This is a genomic window from Leptospira saintgironsiae (genome assembly GCF_002811765.1).
In the GTDB taxonomy this organism is placed as follows: Bacteria; Spirochaetota; Leptospiria; order Leptospirales; family Leptospiraceae; genus Leptospira_B; species Leptospira_B saintgironsiae.
Map to the genome: position 1 here is coordinate 419,095 of NZ_NPDR01000003.1, position 19,512 is coordinate 438,606.

At 39.0% G+C, this 19,512-nt stretch carries 20 protein-coding genes; 7 read left to right on the top strand and 13 right to left on the bottom strand.

Features of this window, described 5'->3' with window-relative positions; translation table 11 throughout:
• Positions 1–4 precede the first annotated feature (4 nt).
• The 3 genes from argC to CH362_RS09555 form a co-directional block, all read right to left on the bottom strand.
• On the bottom strand, positions 5–1,018 hold the full coding sequence (gene argC / locus CH362_RS09545; protein ID WP_100710117.1) for an N-acetyl-gamma-glutamyl-phosphate reductase: 1,014 nt from the start codon (positions 1,016–1,018) through the stop codon (positions 5–7).
• Between the two features lie 123 nt (positions 1,019–1,141).
• Positions 1,142–2,230, bottom strand: coding sequence for a recombinase RecA (gene recA / locus CH362_RS09550; protein ID WP_100710252.1), 1,089 nt, complete (start codon positions 2,228–2,230; stop codon positions 1,142–1,144).
• Between the two features lie 274 nt (positions 2,231–2,504).
• Positions 2,505–3,350: a hypothetical protein gene (locus CH362_RS09555; RefSeq protein ID WP_100710118.1), complete on the bottom strand. Its 846-nt coding sequence runs from the start codon at positions 3,348–3,350 to the stop codon at positions 2,505–2,507.
• Between the two features lie 67 nt (positions 3,351–3,417).
• On the opposite strand from CH362_RS09555, the gene CH362_RS09560 reads away from it, so the two are divergent.
• From CH362_RS09560 to CH362_RS09585, 6 genes are read left to right on the top strand one after another with little or no spacing between them, the layout of a single operon-like run.
• Entirely contained in the window at positions 3,418–3,891 is a 474-nt protein-coding gene (locus CH362_RS09560; RefSeq protein WP_100710119.1) for a hypothetical protein, read from the top strand.
• Positions 3,891–4,310 carry an HIT family protein gene (locus CH362_RS09565; protein WP_100710120.1) on the top strand — a complete coding sequence of 140 codons (420 nt, stop codon included), beginning with the start codon at positions 3,891–3,893 and terminating at the stop codon, positions 4,308–4,310. The genes CH362_RS09560 and CH362_RS09565 overlap by 1 nt, the downstream gene beginning before the upstream one ends.
• A gap of 51 nt (positions 4,311–4,361) precedes the next feature.
• Complete coding sequence (locus CH362_RS09570; RefSeq protein ID WP_100710121.1) at positions 4,362–5,744, top strand: TldD/PmbA family protein; 1,383 nt, start codon at positions 4,362–4,364, stop codon at positions 5,742–5,744.
• Positions 5,744–7,081, top strand: a complete 1,338-nt coding sequence (locus tag CH362_RS09575; protein ID WP_100710122.1) for a TldD/PmbA family protein — start codon at positions 5,744–5,746, stop codon at positions 7,079–7,081. Before CH362_RS09570 ends, CH362_RS09575 begins: the two co-directional genes overlap by 1 nt.
• 2 nt (positions 7,082–7,083) lie before the next feature.
• Positions 7,084–7,887, top strand: coding sequence for an AAA family ATPase (locus CH362_RS09580; RefSeq protein WP_100710123.1), 804 nt, complete (start codon positions 7,084–7,086; stop codon positions 7,885–7,887).
• A 5-nt stretch (positions 7,888–7,892) separates the two neighbouring features.
• A complete protein-coding gene (locus tag CH362_RS09585; protein ID WP_100710124.1) occupies positions 7,893–9,083 on the top strand; it encodes a VWA containing CoxE family protein in 1,191 nt (396 codons plus the stop codon).
• Here the strand turns inward: CH362_RS09585 and CH362_RS09590 are convergent, their stop codons facing one another.
• The 9 genes from CH362_RS09590 to CH362_RS09630 all read right to left on the bottom strand — a co-directional run bounded on the left by CH362_RS09590 (position 9,084) and on the right by CH362_RS09630 (position 18,322).
• A complete protein-coding gene (locus CH362_RS09590) occupies positions 9,084–9,629 on the bottom strand; it encodes a YceI family protein (RefSeq protein ID WP_100710125.1) in 546 nt (181 codons plus the stop codon).
• 10 nt (positions 9,630–9,639) lie between these two features.
• The gene (locus CH362_RS09595; protein ID WP_100710126.1) at positions 9,640–10,362 is read right to left on the bottom strand and encodes a hypothetical protein; all 723 of its coding nucleotides are present in this window, start codon (positions 10,360–10,362) and stop codon (positions 9,640–9,642) included.
• A 146-nt stretch (positions 10,363–10,508) separates the two neighbouring features.
• Entirely contained in the window at positions 10,509–10,694 is a 186-nt protein-coding gene (locus tag CH362_RS09600; protein WP_100710127.1) for a hypothetical protein, read from the bottom strand.
• A gap of 5 nt (positions 10,695–10,699) precedes the next feature.
• Complete coding sequence (locus tag CH362_RS09605; RefSeq protein WP_100710128.1) at positions 10,700–11,494, bottom strand: SprT-like domain-containing protein; 795 nt, start codon at positions 11,492–11,494, stop codon at positions 10,700–10,702.
• Positions 11,457–13,448 carry an ATP-dependent helicase gene (locus tag CH362_RS09610; RefSeq protein ID WP_100710129.1) on the bottom strand — a complete coding sequence of 664 codons (1,992 nt, stop codon included), beginning with the start codon at positions 13,446–13,448 and terminating at the stop codon, positions 11,457–11,459. The genes CH362_RS09605 and CH362_RS09610 overlap by 38 nt, the downstream gene beginning before the upstream one ends.
• Positions 13,449–13,454: 6 nt before the next feature.
• The gene (locus CH362_RS09615; protein ID WP_100710130.1) at positions 13,455–13,925 is read right to left on the bottom strand and encodes an FKBP-type peptidyl-prolyl cis-trans isomerase; all 471 of its coding nucleotides are present in this window, start codon (positions 13,923–13,925) and stop codon (positions 13,455–13,457) included.
• 115 nt (positions 13,926–14,040) lie between these two features.
• A complete protein-coding gene (locus tag CH362_RS09620) occupies positions 14,041–14,376 on the bottom strand; it encodes an LIC14007 family protein (RefSeq protein WP_100710131.1) in 336 nt (111 codons plus the stop codon).
• A 270-nt stretch (positions 14,377–14,646) separates the two neighbouring features.
• Positions 14,647–16,671, bottom strand: a complete 2,025-nt coding sequence (locus CH362_RS09625; protein WP_100710132.1) for an oxidoreductase — start codon at positions 16,669–16,671, stop codon at positions 14,647–14,649.
• Positions 16,672–16,804: 133 nt separating this feature from the next.
• Positions 16,805–18,322 carry a 2-isopropylmalate synthase gene (locus tag CH362_RS09630; protein WP_100710133.1) on the bottom strand — a complete coding sequence of 506 codons (1,518 nt, stop codon included), beginning with the start codon at positions 18,320–18,322 and terminating at the stop codon, positions 16,805–16,807.
• A 98-nt stretch (positions 18,323–18,420) separates the two neighbouring features.
• On the opposite strand from CH362_RS09630, the gene CH362_RS09635 reads away from it, so the two are divergent.
• The gene (locus CH362_RS09635; RefSeq protein WP_100710134.1) at positions 18,421–18,774 is read left to right on the top strand and encodes a hypothetical protein; all 354 of its coding nucleotides are present in this window, start codon (positions 18,421–18,423) and stop codon (positions 18,772–18,774) included.
• Here CH362_RS09635 and CH362_RS09640 read toward each other — a convergent pair.
• The gene (locus tag CH362_RS09640) at positions 18,762–19,475 is read right to left on the bottom strand and encodes a queuosine precursor transporter (RefSeq protein WP_100710135.1); all 714 of its coding nucleotides are present in this window, start codon (positions 19,473–19,475) and stop codon (positions 18,762–18,764) included. The two genes, CH362_RS09635 and CH362_RS09640, sit on opposite strands and share 13 nt — an antisense overlap.
• Positions 19,476–19,512: the final 37 nt, after the last annotated feature.

Here is a 19,512-nt window from a genome sequence, read left to right on the forward strand (position 1 = left end):
GGGATTAGGAAAGTAGGCCCAGAGTTTCCTGCTCGTTCAACATTAAATTTATATTTTGTAATGCCTGGCTAGCCGCTCCCTTCATTAGGTTGTCCAGAGCAGAGACGATAGTGATATTCTTTCCTCTCTGTCTTAAGCTTATATCTAAGAAGTTGGTATGTTGCACTTTTGCCAGATCAATCTCTTCGGGAGTTTTTCTGATACGGACAAAAGGTTCTGATTTAGAATTTTCTATCAGAGTATCTAAGAAAGGTAGATTTTCTGAATTTGCTTCCAGATAGATCGTAGATAGAATTCCTCTATACACAGGAAGCAAATGAGGCACAAATAAAATTTCAGGCTCGGAAAGTCCTGATCCAGCAAAACAATATTCTTGGATCTCTGGCTCATGTTGGTGACTTAAAATTTTATAAGCTCTAAAATTTTCATACACACCATTGAAGGAAAATCCTCCATCTTCTACTCTTCCCCCGGCGCCGCTAATCCCAGATTTACAATCAGCTACAATCCTTGGTTTGATCTCTTTTCTGAGATTTCCTAAAAAGTAGAGTGCTAATATCACTGAAGTGGAGAAACATCCTGGATTGGAAACAAAGTCAGCACCCTTCAATCTATCCCTGAAGATTTCTGGGATTCCGAATACTGCCTTTGCTGTTAAAGAAAAACTAGTATGTTTTAATTTATAATTCGTTTCGAATTTTTCTTGGTTATGAAGACGATATACTCCGGAGAGATCGATTACCTTATGACCTTTGTCTAGGAACTTAGGAGCTAACTCTAAGGCAGCATCGTTTGGAACTGCAAGAACTACAAGTGAACCTTTTGGAACTTCATCCTCATGTTTTTTAAAAACTAGATCATTGGGTGAAACAAGATCTGGAAAAACTTCGGAAAGAGATTTGCCAGCAAGTTTGTCGCTAGTAACATGTACAGCCTTATATTTTGGATGGCGAGCAAGAAGTCCTAATAACTCTTTTCCTGTGAATCCGCCTGCTCCGATGATGCTGATCTCTGACATGAATTTTCCTTTTGACTAGCGTTTGAAACAATTCTAAAAATCGGGACGAAGCTTGGAATAAAAAAACGCCGGATGAGTTTTCATCCGGCGGTCAATGGTTTCTAAAAAGAAAGCCAGTAGTAATTAGCCTGCTGCTTTTTGGGCTTCTTCAGACGGCGGAGCAGGTGGTAGTTTGCCGTCAGGTGCTAAAGGGGGTAATCCGTTCAGATCTCTTACCATATTTTCTACTTGGAAGGCGATCTCTGGATTTGATTTCAGAAATTCTTTAGCGGCTTCTTTTCCTTGGCCTATCTTTTCCGTGTTATGGGAATACCAGGCCCCGGATTTGCTAATAATGTCGTGTTTTACCCCTAAGTCAACGAGAGAACTTTCTCGGCTGATTCCGGTGTTAAAGATTATGTCGAATTCCGCCTGACGGAAAGGTGGTGCCATTTTGTTTTTTACAACTTTTACACGTACCCTGTTTCCAGTGGCTTCTTCCTTCTCTTTAAGTGTTTCTATCTTGCGGATGTCTAAACGGATCGTACTATAAAACTTTAATGCGTTTCCACCAGTGGTAGTTTCAGGAGAACCGAACATAACTCCGATCTTCATACGGATCTGGTTGATGAATACTACAACAGTCTTTGACTTAGAAATGGTCCCAGTAAGTTTACGAAGTGCTTGGGACATAAGTCTTGCTTGCAGACCCATATGAGAATCTCCCATATCGCCTTCGATCTCTGCCTTAGGAACTAATGCAGCAACCGAGTCTAAGACCACGATATCGATCGCATTGCTTCGGACTAGAGATTCACAAATTTCTAATGCTTCTTCTCCGTTGTCTGGTTGAGAAACTAATAGTTCCTCTAAGTTTACTCCTAACTTTTTAGCATAAGCAGGATCCAGTGCGTGTTCTGCGTCTATAAACGCTGCGACTCCACCTTTTTTTTGACATTCTGCAATTGCTGAAAGCGTAAGAGTTGTCTTACCGGAAGATTCCGGACCGTAGATTTCTACAATCCTTCCTAATGGATAACCGCCAATTCCTAATGCGATATCTAAATCTAAGGATCCTGTAGGAATAACAGGGGCAACCACGCTTGCAGATGCAGCTCCCAGACGCATAATGGAGCCCTTACCGAATTGTTTTTCGATTTGGGTCATTGCCTGGTCTATGGCCTGGCGCTTGGAATCATCCAAACCCTGTGCTTCTTCTTTTTGCTTTTTCATGGACTCTTTAGCTCCTTCTCTTGCCAAGACCCGGTTCCCCCTCAGATAAAACTGCGTGTACTTTTTTAATGGGAATCAATCTTTTCTAATACGAAGGATACTCTTAGTCCCGGACAAATTCCAGGTCAGATCTAAAAAACCTTCAGATTCCCTGGGAAAAGTTTCTAATGAAATCACTCTTATGTCACCCAAAAAATTAACTTAAGGCTGAAAAAAGTGCAAATATATGTATAGTAAATATGGTTGTAGTAGAATGGGACTCTAAAAACAAGGCCTAATCGGACAAAAATCCATTCTCCGCCTTCTCTTTCCCCTCTAAAAACGAGACTTCTGCCTTATGACTTCTACGTGTTTGTTCTAAAAGGAATTTCCAGAACCTTCCAGCATATAATATTAATATAATGAATGAGGAGAATACCAAAAGTATTTTAGAGAGAAGTAATATATAGAATGGCACTATATTATGATTTGGGAAATAATACAGTTCCGTTTTGTTTTCGGAGAAGTTTTTAACATTTCCGCCATGTTTCTTATCTTCTTCAAAGAATGTTCTGACTTCTCTTATGTCCAGATCCTTGATGGGAAAGTCAGGTGTTGTTTTATATAATAGAAGTGATCCAGATTCGGAGAAGAGTAGAAAACTTCCTTGTAGTTTTAATTCTCCCCATTTAGGCAGAGGACGATAGGGAAGATTACGAAATATGTATCTAATAGAAACTGTGCCAGTCTCGAATTCGTAATATGAATCTGGGAAATTCCCCTTTTCGTAAAATAGGGTTTCCCAATCTTTTCCGGAGAATTGGATCTGCACACCTTCGAATCTTTCCAGGCTCTGCAGATCTTTTCTTAGTTTATCTAAACCTGACTTTTGGTTTTGTCTTTTGTCAGGTTTTAGATCGTTTTTTAGAAACAATTCTAAACTTTGTTCGGAGTCTTTTTTTAAGTCGGCGATATACTCGATACTTAGGTTATGGACTATCCTTTCTTCAGCTAAAATTGGATGTCCGGACCACTCTAAAAATGAGTTTAATAACTCATCCGATGACTTTTCGGAAGCTATAAGGCTTAAGGGATAGGAGAGAAAGAAAAGCAAAAAGAAGAATCGGAAAACCTTTGACATAGGCGGCTTTTATCCTGTATTACTCAAACATAATCGAAAACCCCAAACTGAAAAGCTTTAAAAATATATGAGCCTGTTAGAACTACATAAAATCCAAACCACCAAATCTTCCTGGCAAGACTTTGTGGAATACAGCATCCAAACTCCTTTTTATACCGAAACAAAGGTTAAAACCCAGTCTTTGGTAGAGGCAATACAACTTACATTATTCCATGATTATCTTTCTACTTTTTCAGAGGAAGAGAAGTCGGAATTCCTTTCTTCTCCAGATTCATTCCAAACATCTGCCGAAAAGTTCGTGAATATTCTGGAGGGTGTGCGTTATTCCCAAGACGGGTACAACCAAAAGGAAAGATCCCTATTTTTAGGAATGTTAAAGTCTCTCTTAAAAGAACATAAGGTAGATGAGAACGGAGAAAGAAAGGATCTGGAAAGATACCATTTCTATCGATGTATCATTCGTTTTTGTTCTGATAAGGATTATATCTTTAGGGTCTACGAAAAGTATAAGTCTTATCTTTCTCAGGGCAGCGGGGTGTAATGGCCCAAAAAACATTAGTAGTATCTCCAGATTGCCCCATTTGTGCAGTGTTGCGCGGGGCAAAGATACCAGGTTTAATCCACCAAAATTCTTCTTTTATCATTCGCCATGCACCTGAAGATAAAAAAATCCCAGGTTATCTATATATAGAACCAATTTCTCATAGAGAAAAATATTCAGACTGGGACCCTAAAGAATTCAAGGACTTAGGAGAGACTTTCCAATTTGCAACTGATTGGATACAGAAGAAGTATTCTCCTCCTAAAATATATACAGTCTTAGTTGCAGAAAAAGTAGCTCATATGCATTTTCATTTGGTTCCTAGATACGAAGATATCAAAGGACCTGAGTATATTCGACTAGTATTAGAAGGATTGGCCTCGGCTCCGGTCGGGATACCATTTCCTAAATTCGAATGATCCTTTTTCCTTCCGTTATTATCAAAAAATTTCTGTCTAAAGTAAAAGGTTATGAATCAATCCAATATAGAAACCCTGATCGACGCGGGTAAAAAAAGAAAAGCGGACTTTGTAGAAATTTATGAAGAAGAATCCAGAAATTCTTCCATTTCGCTCAGAGACCAAAAAATAGAACAATCACTTGCAGCAACCGATTATGGGATCGGGATAAGATTGGTATATGGAACTGATGTTTTGTATGCATACACAAGTAATGACGATCAGCAACATTTACTTTCTTTAATTCACTTACTCGCAGATTCTCGCGGAGAAGTCGCAAATGGTTCCGGAACATTCACTCTTCCTGGAGATGTTTCTAAATATTCTTTTTCTAAAAATATACATGATCCAAGAAAAGTTCCTCCATTTAGAAGGTTGGAACTCCTACAAACGGCAGACTCAGTCGCTAGAAAAGTTTCTTCTAAGATTATACAAGTAGGAGTAAGCGCTTCTGATATAGTAACAAATGTTTTAATCGCAAACTCAGAAGGACTTTGGGTAGAAGATCTTAGGGTCAGAAGTAGATTTTTCCTATCTGTAACTGCAGAAAATAAAGGAGAAAGATTCGTAGCGAGTGAATCTCCAGGCGCTTTAAAAGGATTCGAATTTTTTGAAGGATTAGCTGTAGAAGATATCGCGCAAAAAGCTGGAGAAAGAGCGCTCTTCATGTTGGACGCAGGTTACATAGAAGGCAAAAAAATGCCTGTGGTTATGGGCAACGGTTTTGGTGGAGTAATTTTCCATGAAGCATGTGGTCATCCTTTGGAAACGGAAGCTATTCGCAAAAAGTCTTCTCCTTTTGTAGGGAAACTAGGAGAGTCAATCGCTCAGTCTTGTCTTACAGCCTATGACGACGGAACCATTGAAGAACAATATGGTTCTTTGAAGGTAGATGATGAAGGAATGCCCACACAAAAAACTCTACTGATAGAAAACGGAATTTTAAAAGCATATTTAGCTGATAGGATCGGATCTATGGAAACAGGATCCGCTAGAACCGGAAGTGGCAGAAGAGAATCTTATCAATACGCACCTGTTTCTAGAATGAGAAACACTTATATTGAAGCTGGAAAAGATTCTTTAGATGAGATGTTCGCATCCGTAGATTTTGGACTTTATGCAAAAAGAATGGGTGGTGGTTCAGTAAACCCAGCCACTGGAGAATTCAATTTTGCAGTAGAAGAAGGATACGTCATCCGAAACGGAAAAATTTCAGAACCAGTAAGAGGCGCTACTCTGATTGGTAAAGGCCATGAAATTCTTCCTAAAATTTCTATGGTTGGAAAAGACTTGGAATTGGCTGCGGGGACCTGTGGTGCTTCTTCCGGTTCTATCCCTGTAACTGTAGGACAACCTTCACTGAAAGTGGATGAGATCCTAGTGGGGGGAAGATAATGGATTTGGAACAAGCTGCCGGATTCGTATTGGAAGAAGGAAAACGTTATGGAATTGATTCCTTCGACCTGATCGCCACTGACTCGGAAGACATTGGGATAGAAGTATTCAAAGGTAGGATTGTTTCCACAGAAACTTCTCGTTCCAGAGGAGTTGGTATCCGAGTTCTGAACAATTCTCGTCCTGGATATTCTTACAGCGAACGTTTTAGTAAAGAAGCTCTTTCCCAAATGGTAAGAGATGCAATGGACCAAACAGAGATCACTGATCCGTTGGACATGGAACTTCCTGGGCCAAAACCATTGGCAGAAGTGGATCTAAAACATTATAATCCTGCATTAGAAAAATTGGATTTTGCATGGATGAGAGAACAAGGCTTAGCATTAGACCAGGCTTCTTGGGAATCAGATAAAAGGGTCGAAAATGTTCCTCATGTAGGAGTAGGAAAAAGTTCCACTCAAAGTTTGATCGCAAACTCAAAAGGTGTATTTGTTAAAAAAGAATCCAATGTTGCTTATCTTGGAACAGGCCTAGTCGTTGCAGAAGGTGATATTAAGAAGATGGGAAGTTATTACCGTTCGGGTAGAGATATTTCCCAATTCGATCCATCCTATATCGCAAAAGAAGCGGCTTACAGAGGAACTGAACTTTTAGGAGCGAAACCTCTATCGAGTGGAGTGTATACTATCGTTTTAGGAAATCGTATCAGTCCTCAGATTTTTGGAATGTTCTCTTCTCCTTATTTTGCAGATGCGGTCCAAAAAGGATCTTCTCGTTTAGTTGGAAAACTTGGTAACGAGGTTGCCTCTTCTGCATTAAGTATTTATTGTGAAGCTCATACTCCAGATTATCCTGGATCTCGTTTGGTTGATGCAGAAGGAATTCCAACATCAGCTCGCACCAAAGTTTTGGAAAACGGTATTCTTAAATCTTATCTATATAATTTAGAATCCGCCAAAAAGGATAATGTGCTTCCAACGGGTCACGGAGTTCGTTCTTATTCAGGAAGAGCAGGCACCTCCTTTTCTAATATGATAGTTCCTTTGGGCAATAAAACCAGAGATGAATTATTGGCATCCGATTCTCATTGTATTTTGGTAACTAAGTTGGAAGGTGGAGCAGGTTGTAGTGCAGTTTCCGGAGAAATTTCTATAGGGGTCCAAGGGATCTATTATAAAAATGGAAAACCGGAACATGCAGTGGATCGTATTACAATGAATACGAACTACTTTGATCTACTTCATAAGATCCAAGGGATTTCCAACGAATATTCTGACAGTTATTCTTCTATCAAGGTCCCTGATATTTTGATCTCAGAAATTCACGTAGCAGGTTGATCATGTCCGAAGAAAGAAACACGCCCGAAACATACTTACTCTCAAAAGAATTAGAAGAAGCAGTCCAAGTTGCTGAGATCACTGCAAGACCTTTATTGTTAAAAGGGGAACCAGGAACTGGAAAATCACTTTTAGCAGATTATCTATCCTTCAAGACCAAAAAAACATTATACTCTTGGCATGTAAAATCCACCTCTCTTGCAAAAGAAGGTTTATATTTTTATGATGCAGTTTCTAGGCTAAACGATTCCAGATTTACGGAAGATAAGGAGAAGGTCCGTAATATCGAAAATTATATCAGATTGGGCGCTCTTGGGGAAGCATTCTCTGCGACTGAACCTTCTGTAGTATTAATAGATGAAATAGACAAAGCTGATATAGAATTCCCGAACGATCTACTTTTAGAATTGGACAGAATGGAATTTGTGATCCAGGAAACAGGTCGTAAGATCAAGGCTGTCAATAGGCCTTTAACTCTCATCACTTCTAATAATGAAAAAGAACTTCCGGCGGCATTTTTGAGACGATGTATCTTTCATTATATAGATTTTCCAGAACCGGCATTTATGGCGGATATAGTATCTTCTCATTTTCCTAAGATTGAATCTTCGCTTTTGAAAAGAGCACTCGAGTCCTTTTATGTGATCCGAACCATGGATGATATGAAAAAAAAGCCGGGCACTAGCGAACTACTGGATTGGATACAAATTCTAATTCATATGGGTGCAAAACTTCCGGAAGACGGCAGAATTCCATATATAGGCGCTCTTGTGAAAAATGAAGAGGATCTGAAATTGTTCAGGTAAAGAACTTGTTTTTCCCTTTTTTCTACAGGCTAAAATCATCTGGGGTTCCAATCTCCACTGTGGAACTTTTGGATTTCCTTAAAGCAACTGATACACTTACCAAGAACAAAACATTTCTTTCTTTAAATGAGTTCTATAGAGTTTCCAGACTCTGTCTAGTAAAAGACGTTAAATATTACGACGCATTTGATCTTGTATTTACCGAATTATTCGGAGAAAGAGGTGTGCTTAAAGAATCTTTCCGTAAGGAAATGATGGATTGGCTTTCTACAATATTCGAAAATCCGAATAAACTCCCCCCAGGTATGATCCCTCCAGAAGAACTCTGGAAAGAGTTTTTAGATAGACTCCAAAATCAAAAAGGAGAACACCATGGCGGGAACAAATGGATCGGCACTGGAGGAAGTTCTCCTTTCGGACATTCCGGAGTAAATCCAGGAGGAGTACGAATCGGTGGAGAAGGCGGTGGAAAGTCAGCTGTCTTCCAAGCGATGGAAAGAAAGTATAAGGACTACAGAACAGACGAACAGCTGGATGTTCGACAAATTAAGATTGCACTTAAAAAACTCAGGAACTTAAGGAAGGAAGGTATCCCAGAGTTTCATCTTCCTAAAACTGTGGATGCAACTTGCAAGAATGCAGGAGATCCTGAGCTTGTATTTGATCGAACCAGAAAGAATGGGATCAAAGTATTACTTTTAATGGATACTGGTGGGAGTATGACTCCTTACGCTGAGAGAGTAAGTAAACTATTTTCGGCAGCTCACCAGATGAATCATTTTAAGGAATTTGGACATTATTATTTTCATAATTCTGTTTACGATTCAGTATATCCTAAGGGAGATCTTCGATATCCTGTTCCTCTAAAAAATCTTTTTAAAAAACATAAAGACGATACAAAGGTAATCATAGTGGGGGATGCCTATATGGCTCCTTATGAACTTTTGGATCCTTCTTACGGATTCTATCATTCTAGGTTTAGGCAGGAGTCAAAACTTCCTGAACATCCAGAATCAGGACTGGATAGTTTTAAACGGATCAAATCCCACTGGGCCGACACGATCTGGATGAATCCTGAACCGAAAAGATATTGGGACGCTCCTACCATCTACGAACTCAAAAAAGTATTTCCAATGTTTTTCTTAAGTGTAGATGGATTGGAAGATGGGATACGAGAACTTTTAGGGAAAAGATAATTAAGGTTTTAGAATGAACCTATAATCAATACTTACCTCGTCCTTTGCGGTCGCAAATAGTAAACTAGGTCTTTCCACATCAAAATCACTCATCAAAACTTGGAATTTTCCGGAAAGGATAGTTTCTTGCCCTTCTTTCTGAATTGTCGCCAGTGTCTTAACTGTTTTAGTCTTACCCTTAACTGTCAAATTTCCAGTGATTGTCCATTCATTCTCTTTCGCAGTAATAGATGTACTTATAAAACTGATATTGGTTATTGTAGGATATCCTAGAGACTCTATAATATGCTCATCTCTATTTTCATCCCCGGATTTAATTTGGGAAATTGGGATCTCTATTTTTACAAGTTTAGGGATTTGTAAACCATTTGCACCTTGAGTTAATATCATAGGACTCACAATAGCGCCGGAACATTTTCCATTCACCGTTTTGAAAGGATGGATTGCTATAAAATTGATAATAGATTCTTGCAGTTTTAATTCTTCTGAAAAAATCGAAGAGACACTTAATAAGAACAAAATCAGAAAACGTAAAAGATAAGACACAAAATACTCCTTAAAAATAAAAAACTGCGATAGAGACACTAAATGCACCAAAACCAGCCCAGCCAACCGCTCTCATTTCATTTGCGGCACTCGGACCTTCTTTAGATATTCTTTCTCCAATGAATGGAAGAGCAAGCATTGCAGGCAAATGGATCCAAATCATTGCCTTATGAGTGAATATTGTACTAAGTCCAGGTTCTCTTTCTAAACTTTTGGAAGGGGAGAAGAATGCAAGTCCTGCAGTCACTGCATACAAAGTAAAGGTTGTTCCTGCCAAAGCAGAATGCATACTCCCGGAAGATTCTGAATCCCAGGGAGAAGCTTTCATAAGAGCAGTATATAAAATTAGATTCTTTTGTGGATCAGTGATGAGTAAATAATTTGCGTAAGGTTCGTATTCCCTTTTAAGATTGGAGAGCGCTTGTTCTCCCACTATATTCGTAGCAAGCCAAAAACCCCAGGTCAAAAGACCTAAACCTTGGTGCCAGTCGAGTAGAGAACGACGTAATTCCACACGTTCTTTTTCCTTTTGTAAATCCTTTGGCTCAGCAGTATTTAAAGTAGAAGATTCCTGGTTATAAAATTTGGGCGAATATTTAGAATAATCAGGAGTTAAAGGATTAACCTCTGACCACCCAGAAAAATCATTATAAACGTACGGAGAAGAATGTAAGATCGTGCTCGTGCAAAAAAGAAAAACAATAGAGAAGAATATTTTCTTTTCGAAAGCCATATCTGATTTATAAAACGAATTATAAAAAAGAAAATCACTATTTTTGGGAAGTGACAAAAAGCAATAAACGACTTGGTTTTTGGAACGAATGAAAAGGTAAAAAATCCTTATCGACGATCAGAGGATTTTGAGAATGTGTTTCTATCTTATCTTTTAGTCTGTACTTTTCTAAGTACTTCCGTAACTGCCTGGGTATATCCGTCATAAACACCTTTATCATAATCAGAAAGGGTTTTGTAATTTAAACCGGAAAATTCTTTTAGAAGTTTGGAAAGTTCTTCTTCTATTATATTTTTGCGAATATATACTGTTTCGAAATGGTTCGGATGCATAAAGTTTATCCGTAAAATTCTGATTTAAGCCTAAGGCCGATTTCTCTTTGGTTTTTTATTAGAAACTTAGGATATTCCATTTTCAACCAATTTATGGCCTCTCTGTATCTAACGTATTCTTTTTCCTTACGTTTGAATTCGGGGCTATGGATTGAGTTTTGGCCGTTTTTGACTCGGCTAGGAAGAATATGATGTAGAATTTCGTGATGTACCACGTGCTCCAGGACGTAAAGTGGAACGTCTGTATGGTCAAGAATTGGGCTGATACGTATATTCATATTCCGTTTTTCGTAACTACCCAGTCTTCTTTTTCCCAACCGATCTGCCCAGCCAATGGACAAAAGTTTTGCATCCATTTTAGGAAAATAGAAAGAAGAAATTTTTTCTAAAATTACCTTTAGATCGTAAGCTACCCCGGTTTCCTTTAATTTTTTAAAATTTGTAAGCTCGGACTCTGGAAGTGAATTTAGGAATTCGGCAACTTCTTCTTTCCAGGCTGGCTTTGGTTTGAGTCCCAACAATTTAGAAATGAGTAATGAAACAAAGGATAATATTGTCTCTTCTCTTGCATCCATTAAGGAAGTATGAAATTTGGCTCTCAAAAGACCATTATGGTAAGATACAGAATGATTTCCGTTTTTATATGGATAAAATTTAATTTCTACGGAACGGACCTGGCTTTCTTTAAAACGCCTGGATTTAATTTTTAAGGAATCCCAAATAGAAACCAGAAGTTCTTCCCAGTTTCGATCTGGACTCGAATCAGGAACCGAAAAACTCTCTAAGTCTCTTTCTGGCATCTGAATCATTGGTTTGTTGAGGATTTTGGGATGAAGAAGGACCTGAGGCTTCTTCTTTTTTATTGATATAACTTTTATCTAATACTTTTTCAGGTTCTCTAATCTCTTCTACAAATCTCGAAACTCTATTGAAATATTGCGAATTTTTCTGTTGGGAGATTTGAGGGTAGGTGAGAACCAATTTCTTTTTGGCTCTTGTGATCCCTACGTAAAATAATCTTCTTTCTTCTTCTAAGTTTTTTTCTCCTCTTCCGGAAGGGAAAGAACCTTCTGAAACATTTAATAGAATTACAGTATCAAATTCTAATCCTTTAGAAGAATGAACTGTAGATAAAACCAATCTTTCATCTTCTTCCTCTGGAGAGATTTTATCGAGGCTACGGCTGGGCCCTTCTAAACTCATATCCACTAAAAATTCGTGTAAGGTTTCGTATTTCTGAGAAAGTGTTAAGAATGCATTCAGATCTTCTAATCTTCTTTTGAAATCATCATATTTTTTTTCGAGTAGGGGAGAATAATAATCTATAAAGTTCCCTAAAAGTTTTTTTAAGTCTTTTTCCGAATCGCTGATTAGATGATTTAATTCTTTTAAATGAGATGCTGTGGCGCCTTTGGATTCTGAAATAATCCTTTCTAAATTTCCACCTGATCTTTCTAAGTCTGTTAGGATTGATCTTGCTTTTGCAGCTCCAATCCCAGGAAGAAGTAACAAAACTCTCAGCCAAGAAACCGAGTCTGTCTTATTCTCTTTAATTTTTAGAAGAGAAAGGTAGTCCTTTGCATGTGCGCTTTCTACAAACTTCTTTCCGCCGAATTTTAAGAACGGAATATTTCTCTGGGAAAGGACGAGCTCTAGTTGATTCGAATTCCATCCGGATCTAAATAGGACTGCAATATCTTTTAAAGGAACGCCATCTTCTCTTCTTTCTAAGATCAGATCTGCGATTCCTTCTGCCTCTTCTAATTCGTCCGCATAACCGACGAGCGCAGGCTTTTGGAAGTCTTCATTTTTAGTATATAGATACTTCTCGTATTTTTCCCTAAAATTAGCCAGGACAACATTTGCTAAGTTTAAGATAGATGGAGTGCTTCTGTAATTTCTTTCTAAATAGATTGTTTTTGTTTTAGGAAATAATTTTGGAAAATTGAATATTCCATTTACATCCGCTCCTCGGAAGGAATATACACTTTGGGCATCATCGCCAACAACTAAAATGTTTTCATGATCCAATGCAAGTAAACATGCGATATGAGCTTGGATTTGATTCGTATCCTGGAACTCATCTACCATGATATATTTATATTGTTCCGAGACTTTTTTTCGGACGGTTTCATTCTTATTCAAAAGGTCTCTTGTATAGGTCAATAGATCATCATAATCTAATAGAGATCTTTGCTTTTTATAATCTGCATACTCTTGGAATATTTTACGGATCGCAGATTCTTGGTCCAAAAACTTAGGATATTCTGCTTCTAATAATTCTTCTAAAGATTTGCCACGATTGATGATAGAGGAGTGGAGGGAGATCAATGTATCGTTAGAAGGGAACCTAGACTTCTGCTTTGCATATTCTCCTTCTGTTCTTAAAAGTTGGAATATATCAGAAGTATCTGATTCGTCCAAGACTGAAAATTGAGAGGAGAATCCAAGAACAGGTGCATATTTTCTAAGAATATGGCTTCCGAAGGAATGGAATGTTCCTCCGTGGACTCGGGCACAACGTTTGTCTAATAAAGATACTGCTCTTGTGAGCATTTCTCTGGATGCTTTGCGAGTGAATGTAAGAAGTAGGATATTTTCGGCTGGAATGCCAGATTCGACTAATTTGGAAAGTCTGTGGACGATTGTTTTTGTTTTCCCAGTTCCGGCACCGGCGATCACTAAAACCGGGCCGTTTAGGGTCTCGATAGCTTCCTTTTGTTTTTCGTTAAGTGACTCTAAGGAGGCAGTCATTTGAGATCAGTGGTGGTGATGTCCCCCCTCACCGTGAACATGTCCGTGACTCACTTCCTCGTCGGTTGCTGTTCTGATATTTACGATCTGAACGTCGAAAATCAGATCCACCCCAGCTAGAGGATGGTTTCCGTCCACGATCACAGATTCTCCCTTGATATCAGTAATCGTATAAACAGTATCCGGCTCGTCAGTTTGGAACATCATTCCAACACTCAATTCTTCCCCTTCAGGGAATTGGCTTTTAGGCACATCAAAAACTAATTCAGGATTTTTTTGGCCATAAGCCTTATCAGCATTAACGGAGATTACTTTTTTATCTCCAGCATTCATACCTTTGATTTCATCTTCAAGACCGGCAATGATCTGTCCGGTTCCTTCCAGATAAGAAAGGGGATGGCTTCCTTGAGAAGAATCGATTTCGGTTCCTTCTTTATCTGTTAATTTATAGTGAAAAGTCACTACTCTAGGGTTCATTTATTGCTCCAACCGGGAAAGGCCCTTTGATGGGGAAGGGAGGAAAGTTCCGGCACGTGATTTAAGTTAGTATATTCTTGGAAGATCCTAGGACAATCAGATTTTTGAGGCTAACTCAAAAGTCGTAGGAAATTTCGACTCCGAAATTCTCTACGTCCTTAATAAACTGTTCAACTCGATTGGCCAGAAAGAACCAAGAATCTCTATGAACAATATCACTTAAAAAATTTAAGAAACGATTTGTATTCCTGAGTGCGAATTCCCTGTCTTGGGTGTAATTTAGAAGAACTGTATATGCCAAAGACTTTAGAATTTTATCATTTTCAGCTAATTCGAAATACCCAGGAAGATCAGGCTCGAATAAACTAAGCCTGGTTTTGGCGCTCCCTTCGGTTACGTATAAATTATAATCTGCTGAATTCGGCACTCTATCTGCTGAGTATACTTTCATTATGGATAACTCCTCCAGAAACCAGAGGAAAATGTGGTTTCCATTAAGAAACATACCCGCAAAAAGTCAACGGGAAAGAATAGTTTTGGCATTTCTTCGCCACAAAACAAACCTTAGTTTACTGTTATTTAGAGAATGTTTTAGGAAACCTTTCTAAAATTAATTGTTGGACGGAACAATCTTTGCTCGTCCAACCTGCTACCTTCCAGTAACTCTAAAAGTATAACATTCTCAATCCCGTTGAAAATAAATTTTTGCTAATATACAAATTTAGTTTTGTTCTGTTCCGATCTTAGAAGCTGCCAAATAACCTTCTAACATAGCACGTTTAGCATCTATTCCAGAGGCATCTTTTGCTCCACCGATCAGATAAGAAGGAATATTACTTCTTTCTTTGTTAAATATATCATACAAAGAAGTATCACTTGTTTGTCCGGCGCAAAGAATGATAGAATCACATTCTAAAGTTTTTGCTCCTTCTTTTTTGGTCTCAATCACAAGACCTTGATCATTTACTTCTTTATAGGTAAGAGAAGAAAGGAAATCCACACCTTTGGATTGTAATTCTTGCAGAAGTGCCCAAGAGGTTGTTGCTCCAAGACCTGCTCCTACTTTTCCATTCCTTCTGAGAATAGAAACTTTTCTATGTGCTGTTTCAGGTTGGATCACTGCTTGTGTATAAGAGTTCACATTATACTTTTCGAAGTAGGTAGGAATATCCGGATCCTTTTCCTCGGTAAGTTTGTGAGCCACGTCCACACCAATCCCTCCGCCGCCGATGATAGCAACTTTGGAACCTGGTTTGAATGTTCCATTAAGGAACTCAACATAACTTGCATGTGGTTTTTTCTCTAAACCAGGGAGGTTCAGGTTTCTAGGAAGAACTCCAGTTGCGAAAATTACCGCATCCGGTTTAAGATCATCCAACATTTTTAGATCCGCCTTTGTATTCAGACGAATATCCACTTTTAAACGAGGAAGTTCGTTTTGGAAATATCGGATTGTTTCAAAAAATTCAAATTTACCTGGAATAGCAGCAGCCAAATTTAATTGGCCTCCTAATTTTCCAGAAGCTTCTAAGAGAATAACTTCGTGGCCACGTAAAGCGGCAACTCTTGCAGATTCCATTCCTCCAGGACCAGAACCAACTACTACCACTCTTTGTCTTTTTGCCTGAGGAAGAGATTTCCAGTCTAACTCTCTATTTGCAGAAGGGTTTACCAAACAAGAAACCATTTCTTCTTTGAAAGTATGATCCAAACAAGCTTGGTTACAAGCCACACATGTATTCACTCTTTCTGTTTGGTTTTCTTTGATCTTATTTACGATTTCTGCATCTGCTAAGAATGGTCTTGCCATACTCACAATGTCCGCTTCTCCAGCATTCAATACTTGGATGATTGTCTCCGGCATATTGATCCTGTTAGAAGCGATGATTGGAATTCCTGGAACGGATGCTTTTATTTTGCCGGCAATCTTTGCCCAAGCACCTCTTGGAACTAATTGAGAAATAGTAGGAATACGAGACTCATGCCAACCAATCCCGATATTAAGTGCATCTGCTCCTGCTTCTTTTAATTCTTTAGCAAGTGATATCACCTCTTCAAAAGTTGGGTTGCCTGGGATCAAATCAATCCCTGACATTCTTACGATGACTGGATAACCTGGTCCAACTTGTTTGCGGACTTCTTTCATTGTCTCGATCGCAAATCGTCTGCGGTTTTCAGGAGAACCACCGAATTCGTCTGATCTTTTGTTTGTAACTTCGGAGAAGAATTGGTTTACCAAATATCCTTCTGAAGCCATCACTTCTACCGCTCTGAAACCAACTTGTTTAGCGCGTAATGCGGAAGATCCGAAATCGCGGATTGTTCTCCAAGCATCCTCTGTAGAAAGTTCTTTTGGTATGAACCTGTTGATAGGTGCGCGTAGCGCAGAAGGTCCTACAAGTTCTCTGTGGTAGGCATATCTTCCTGCATGAAATAATTGTGCGCAAAAAATTCCCATTGGTTTGAGAATGGAGGCGACTTTTTCAAGTTCTTGGCAGTCTTCTTCCTTTTGGAAATCGAAAAATATATTAGAACCTTTTCCTTCTGCATTCACCGAAATTCCTCCGGTGGTAATGAGTCCAACTCCTCCTTCGAATCTTTTACCATAGAATGCAGCCATTCTATCTGCAGTTTTGGGCATTCCTTCCAAACCCAAGTGCATGGATCCCATGATAATACGATTAGGAATAGTTTCGGCTCCGATATCTATCGGGCGAAAGATTGGGGAAATATCTAAAGAAGACATTCGCAGTTCACCTTTCTTTTTATTTGAGTAGAACAGTCGTTCTACTAAGAAAGGATTTTATCTGAATTTGGAAAAGGCAACGGTTTTTCTCAGAAATTTGAAAATAGATACCGAACATGATTCGGCAAAAATTTCAATTCATAGAAAAACGATTTAATGCAGAGATATATGCTTGAGAACAAGCCTCAATAATATCAGTGGAGCTTGCTTTCCCTACAACTCGTTCTCCATGTTTTTCTAAAGTAACGGATGCTTCTGCCAAAGCGTCTTGTCCTTCTGTTACTGGAGAGATTACGAGCTTAATTAGTTCTACATCGGAGATAGTTGCTTTCTGGATTGCTTTGAAGATAGAATCAACTGGACCATCCCCTGTTGCAGATTCTTCTTTTAGATTTCCTTCGATAGAAAGTCGGATACTTGCAGTAGGAGTACTCTTAGTTCCTGTAGTTACATGAAAACTTTCTAATACATATTTATCGTTGGAAGATTTTCTGGATTCATCAGCAAATAGTGCGCGAATATCCTCGTCGAAAATTTCCTTTTTACGATCTGCAATCTCTAAAAATCTTTGGTAGGCTGCTTCTAATTCTTCTGGGTGAGGACTAAATCCTAAACGAACGATCCTATCTTTGAAACCGGCTCTTCCGCTATGTCTTCCGAGCACCATTCTGTTGGATTGGATCCCAACACTTTCTGGAGTCATGATCTCATAGGTTTCTCTATTTTTCAAAACACCGTCTTGGTGGATTCCTGACTCATGAGCAAATGCGTTTGCACCTACAACTGCTTTGTTAGGCTGTACCACCATTCCAGTGATCGTTTTAACTAGATAGGAAGCTTTTGCGATCTCTTCTGTTTGGATCCTGGTTTGTATTCCGAATTTATCCTTACGCGTACGAAGTGCCATGACCACTTCTTCCATTGCGGTATTGCCGGCTCTTTCTCCGATACCGTTTACAGTACATTCTACCTGTCTTGCTCCATTTAAGATGGCAGCAAGGCTATTGGAAGTTGCAAGTCCTAGATCATTATGGCAATGTGCTGAGAAGATTGCCTTCTCACTTCCTTTTACATTCTGGATCAAAAATTTGAATAATTCTCCGTATTCGTACGGTGTTGTATATCCTACAGTGTCCGGGATATTGATTGTGGTAGCACCGGCTTCAATCACTGCTTCACAAAGTTCTCTAAGGAACTCTGGCTCTGAACGAGTTGCATCTTCTGGAGAAAATTCCACATCGTCTACATGGTCTCTGCAGATCTTAACTGCTTCGACAGCCATTTTCAAAACTTCAGCAGGATCTTTGCCTAGTTTGAATTTCATATGGATAGGAGAAGATGCGATAAAAGTATGAATTCTTCTTTTTTTAGCAGGGATGATTGCTTTTGCAGCAGATTCTAAGTCTGGACGAACTGCTCTTGCGAGTGCCGCGATGATTGGGCCTTCGACCTCTCTGGAAATTCTTTGGACTGCTTGGAATTGGACTGGAGAAGAAACCGGGAAACCTGCTTCGATCACATCCACATTCATTTTAGCAAGTTGGAGTGCGATCTCTATCTTCTCATTCTCGCTCATTGCCGCGCCTGGGCATTGTTCTCCGTCGCGGAGAGTGGTATCGAAAATCCGAACAAAATCCAAATTTGAGTTCATATGCTTGGAAAACTTCCCTAACTCCAAAATTATAGTCTGAATCGGGCCGTAAACCTAATAAATACCGGGTTTAGAGCTTTCGGAGATTAGACCAGATTATGGAGAAAGACTCTCTCAGTTTCTTTGGTACCAGCTTAAAAGCGGAAGATTGTTCTAAGTCAGCAAAACTTTACTCTGAACTTTTTGGCGGAGAAGTCCAGGTATCTAGTCCTGCTCATGCAGAGCTTCTCTTTTATGAAAATCAAAGAGTGATCTTTAGCAAAGAAACGGAAGAATGTCCTGTAACTCCCGGAACCTTGGTCTGGAAGATTGTAAAACAGAAGGTCCCAGCTTTCGAAACTCGACTGTTAGGCTCCGGATTTCAGAAAGAATCTGAGACCGGTAAATATTCTTCTTATCTAGATCCTTGGAAAAACCGGATTTGGCTGTATTATTTTGATCAGCCAGGATAAGGCTGGACTTCTTCTTTTCCTTCTTTAAGAGCCGCTTCTGCCATTTTATGAGCGTCTTCTCCTAGATACTTTTCAATCCAATAATGAGCCAGATAGATCAAAGGAGTGATCCCGATCGCAATAAAGATCTTATAGAAGAAGTTTGTATAAGAGATAGAATTTAGCGTTTGGAAGTCGTAAGTTCCCCAGTAAGCTACAAAAATAACGACATAAGAATCCAAAAGTTGGGAGAAGATGGTGGAACCTGTGGCTCTCAACCAAAGAAGTTTGTTTTTAGTCTTTTTACGGATTAAATGGAAGACTTGGATGTCCACAAGCTGCCCGATCAGATAGGCAACGATAGAACCAGTGATCACTTGCCCTGTATTAAAGAATACAACCTGAAAGGAATGGTCGTCTACAGGTGAGTTCCCTGCTGCTGGGATGGCCATATCCAATTGAAGAAGGAAGAATGCTAATACGATCATTACCATTCCTACCAAGGTTAGGTATCTAACACCTCTTCTTCCATAATACTCATTCAAGAGGTCCGTTACAATAAATGTGATCGGGAAGGGAATTACTCCCAAGGTCATGGTCAAGGCCTTACTTCCGATCACCACTTGGAACCATTTAGAGCCAGTCACCTCTGCCATCAAAAGGAAGGTTATAAAGATGGAACCTAAAACGAAAAATAGTTTGAAAGGCCGGTGAAACTGCATCTGAGGAAAAATCTTGTGAATTAAGTCTCTGTCAATC

Coding starts and splice junctions, on each gene's coding strand:
- CH362_RS09625 (WP_100710132.1), bottom strand. CDS start 16,671: ATGTCTTCTTTAGATATTTCCCCAATCTTTCGCCCGATAGATATCGGA.
- CH362_RS09620 (WP_100710131.1), bottom strand. CDS start 14,376: ATGAAAGTATACTCAGCAGATAGAGTGCCGAATTCAGCAGATTATAAT.
- CH362_RS09640 (WP_100710135.1), bottom strand. CDS start 19,475: ATGCAGTTTCACCGGCCTTTCAAACTATTTTTCGTTTTAGGTTCCATC.
- recA (WP_100710252.1), bottom strand. CDS start 2,230: ATGAAAAAGCAAAAAGAAGAAGCACAGGGTTTGGATGATTCCAAGCGC.
- CH362_RS09610 (WP_100710129.1), bottom strand. CDS start 13,448: ATGACTGCCTCCTTAGAGTCACTTAACGAAAAACAAAAGGAAGCTATC.
- CH362_RS09635 (WP_100710134.1), top strand. CDS start 18,421: ATGGAGAAAGACTCTCTCAGTTTCTTTGGTACCAGCTTAAAAGCGGAA.
- CH362_RS09560 (WP_100710119.1), top strand. CDS start 3,418: ATGAGCCTGTTAGAACTACATAAAATCCAAACCACCAAATCTTCCTGG.
- CH362_RS09565 (WP_100710120.1), top strand. CDS start 3,891: ATGGCCCAAAAAACATTAGTAGTATCTCCAGATTGCCCCATTTGTGCA.
- CH362_RS09615 (WP_100710130.1), bottom strand. CDS start 13,925: ATGAACCCTAGAGTAGTGACTTTTCACTATAAATTAACAGATAAAGAA.
- CH362_RS09630 (WP_100710133.1), bottom strand. CDS start 18,322: ATGAACTCAAATTTGGATTTTGTTCGGATTTTCGATACCACTCTCCGC.
- CH362_RS09570 (WP_100710121.1), top strand. CDS start 4,362: ATGAATCAATCCAATATAGAAACCCTGATCGACGCGGGTAAAAAAAGA.
- CH362_RS09605 (WP_100710128.1), bottom strand. CDS start 11,494: ATGCCAGAAAGAGACTTAGAGAGTTTTTCGGTTCCTGATTCGAGTCCA.
- CH362_RS09575 (WP_100710122.1), top strand. CDS start 5,744: ATGGATTTGGAACAAGCTGCCGGATTCGTATTGGAAGAAGGAAAACGT.
- CH362_RS09595 (WP_100710126.1), bottom strand. CDS start 10,362: ATGGCTTTCGAAAAGAAAATATTCTTCTCTATTGTTTTTCTTTTTTGC.
- CH362_RS09580 (WP_100710123.1), top strand. CDS start 7,084: ATGTCCGAAGAAAGAAACACGCCCGAAACATACTTACTCTCAAAAGAA.
- argC (WP_100710117.1), bottom strand. CDS start 1,018: ATGTCAGAGATCAGCATCATCGGAGCAGGCGGATTCACAGGAAAAGAG.
- CH362_RS09600 (WP_100710127.1), bottom strand. CDS start 10,694: ATGCATCCGAACCATTTCGAAACAGTATATATTCGCAAAAATATAATA.
- CH362_RS09555 (WP_100710118.1), bottom strand. CDS start 3,350: ATGTCAAAGGTTTTCCGATTCTTCTTTTTGCTTTTCTTTCTCTCCTAT.